1 protein-coding gene is annotated in these 418 nt (G+C 72.5%); it reads left to right on the forward strand.

From position 1 onward, the window contains the following. On the forward strand, nucleotides 1-396 hold a 396-nt coding region (locus G3I78_RS49260; RefSeq protein ID WP_203616576.1), incomplete at its 5' end, for a TetR-like C-terminal domain-containing protein. Nucleotides 397-418: the final 22 nt, after the last annotated feature.

The raw sequence follows: 418 nt of genomic DNA on the forward strand, positions 1-418 counted from the left end.
AAGACCGAGGGCGGCTGGACCGGCTTCCCGGACACCGGGGACCTCGCGGCGGACCTCAAGACGGTGCTGCGGGCGACGGTGGACCAGTTCAACGACGAGAAGTACGAGGCGCCCATGCGCGCCTTGACCGCCGCCGGAGCGACCGACCCCGACCTGAGCGCCCGCTTCACCGAGCAGCTGCTGAAGCCGCAGCTGGCCCTGTACGTGGAGCGGTTGCGGGCGGCCCGGGAGGCCGGCGGGCTCGCGCCGGACGCGGACCTGCCCCTGACGGTGGAGATGCTGGTGGGACCGCTGACGTACCGCTGGCTGATGGGAACGGCCCCGCTGACGCACGCGTTCGCGGACGAGCTGGTGGACCGGGTGCTCGGTGGGGTGTCGAAGGTCACCGAGGGCTGACGGGGCGGTGACCGGTCAGGAA

Source organism: Streptomyces sp. SID13726 (assembly GCF_010548375.1).
Classification (GTDB): domain Bacteria; phylum Actinomycetota; class Actinomycetes; order Streptomycetales; family Streptomycetaceae; genus Streptomyces.